Consider the following 2,039-nt stretch of genomic DNA (forward strand, 5'->3'; position numbering starts at 1 on the left):
CCTTCAACGCGTCCTTGGCGATGTCGCCGCGCACCGGCAGGCTTCCGTATTTGGCAAGGATGGTCTGGCCCTCGAGCGAATAGGCGAAATCGAGGAACTCCTTCACCACGGGCAGTTTCGTGGTGCCCTTGGTGACGACGAAATTGTCGCCGCCCGCAAAGGACGACCAGCCGCTGTCCTTGCCCGGCAGGAAGGTGACGCCGTAATCGATGTCGGGATACTGGGTGTTGAGCGCGCCGATGGCAAAGGCGCCGGACGGCGAGATGCCGATATTGCCGGCGGCGAAGGCGGCAAAGAAATTGGCGCCGGTGTCGGTCTGTGCGCCTGCCGGTACCAGATCCTTCTTGACCATCGAGCGGTAGAGATCGATGGCGCCGCGCAGCTGCGGGCTGTCCAGCGTCGCCTTCGAGCCGTCTTCGCTCAGGATGTCGCCACCAGACGCCCAGATCAGGGGCGTGAAGGTGAAGATGTTGCAGCCGCCGCAATTGCCCGAGAAGTAGAAGCCCTTGATGTTGCCGCCGAGCGCGTTGACCTTCTCGGCATCGGCCGCGATCTCGGCCCAGTTGGCCGGGCCTTTTTCGGGATCGAGGCCGGCCTGCTTGAACAGCTTCTTGTTCCAGATCAGCACCGAGGCGTCGGCGGAGAAGGGCAGGCCGTAAATGTGGTCTTTGTAGGTGCCGGTCTTCACATGCGCCGGCGACAGGCTGGCAAAATAGGGCAGGGACTTTGCCCAGTCGGTGATGTCCTCCAATTGGCCGGCTGCGGCGAAGGAGGGCGTGTAGATCAGGTCGAGCGACAGCGCGTCGGGCGCTGTGCCGCCGGCGGCCGCGGCACCGTATTTGGGGATGATCTCGGCATTGGGGATGATATCGAGCTTGACCTGGTTGGTGTGCGCCTTGTTGTAGGCATCGACGATCCTCGGCATGAAATTCGAACCGTCGGCGCGCACCCATATGTTGGCCGTCTCGGCGGCGGCAGTGCCGAGACCGCCGCCCAGAACGGCAGCGGCCAGGGCCAGTTTGGCAATCAGGTTCCTCATGTTCTCCTCCTCCAAGGTTGGCCGCGGTCCGCGGCTTGGCGCCGATTGCGCGGCGCTTCGTTTTCAGCCACCCGGCGGATGGCCGCATGACTGCCGCACCACCAGCCGGCACGGCAGTTTTCGAATGCCGGGCGCGGCGGGCTTGCCGCCGACCAGCGAAAGCAGGGTCAACCCGGCCTCGCGCCCGAGCGCGACCAGGTTCATGTCGACAGAGGTCAGCGGCGGGCGCGTCGCCTCGGCCACAATCTCCCAATTGTCGAAACCGATGACGCCGACATCACAGGGGACGTCGAGGCCGCGTTCGCGCAGAGCATCGATGACGCCGCGCGCGATCTGGTCGTTGCCGCAGAAGACCGCGTCGGGCCTTTCGCTTTTGCCGTCGAACAGTTGCGCAACCGCCTGGTGACCCCAGGCTTCCGACCAGGAGCCGAGCAGCGGCTCGCTGACCGTCAGGCCGTTTTCGGCGAGCACGTCGCGGTAAGCCTGAACGCGCGCGTGTACCACGGCAAAGCTCGCCGGCCCGGTGACGTGGGCGATGCGCTTGCGGCCAAGCCGGCAAAAATGCTCGACGGCCAGCCGGGCGCCGCCAACATCGTCCGAGACGAAGGCGACGGCGTCGGGGTCGGGCTGCGTGAAGGCATAGATCACCGGGACGCGCAGATTGGAGAGGTCGACGGGCAGATGGCGATCGATGCGCTTGCCAGTGGCGATGATGCCGTCAACGCGCTTGTCGAGCATGGCGTCGACATGCATCTGGCCCAGCCGCGGATCCTCCTCGACATTGCACAGGAACACCGAGACGCCATTGTCGACCAGCGCGTCCGAAATGCCCGACATCAGCGGCAGCGAGAAGCGGCCATAGGTATCGTTGGTGAGCAGGCCGACGGTGAAGCTGCGGCGTCGGAGCAGGCTTTGCGCCAGGCTGTTGGGCCGGAAGCCAAGCCGCCGGGCGGTCTCGCGAATGCGTTCGCGCGTCTCGGCTGTCATCCGGCCCTGGCTG

Annotated in this window: 2 protein-coding genes; both read right to left on the reverse strand. The window is 65.4% G+C overall.

The window, feature by feature from the left end:
• Nucleotides 1–1,039, reverse strand: a 1,039-nt coding sequence (locus EN925_RS33365; protein WP_164894573.1) for a sugar ABC transporter substrate-binding protein, incomplete at its 3' end; no start/stop codon positions are given.
• Between the two features lie 63 nt (nucleotides 1,040–1,102).
• The coding region (locus EN925_RS33370; RefSeq protein WP_164894574.1) for a LacI family DNA-binding transcriptional regulator at nucleotides 1,103–2,039 on the reverse strand (937 nt) is incomplete at its 5' end.

The sequence above is a fragment of the Mesorhizobium sp. M7A.F.Ca.US.006.04.2.1 genome (assembly GCF_004022915.1).
Classification (GTDB): Bacteria; Pseudomonadota; Alphaproteobacteria; order Rhizobiales; family Rhizobiaceae; genus Mesorhizobium; species Mesorhizobium ciceri.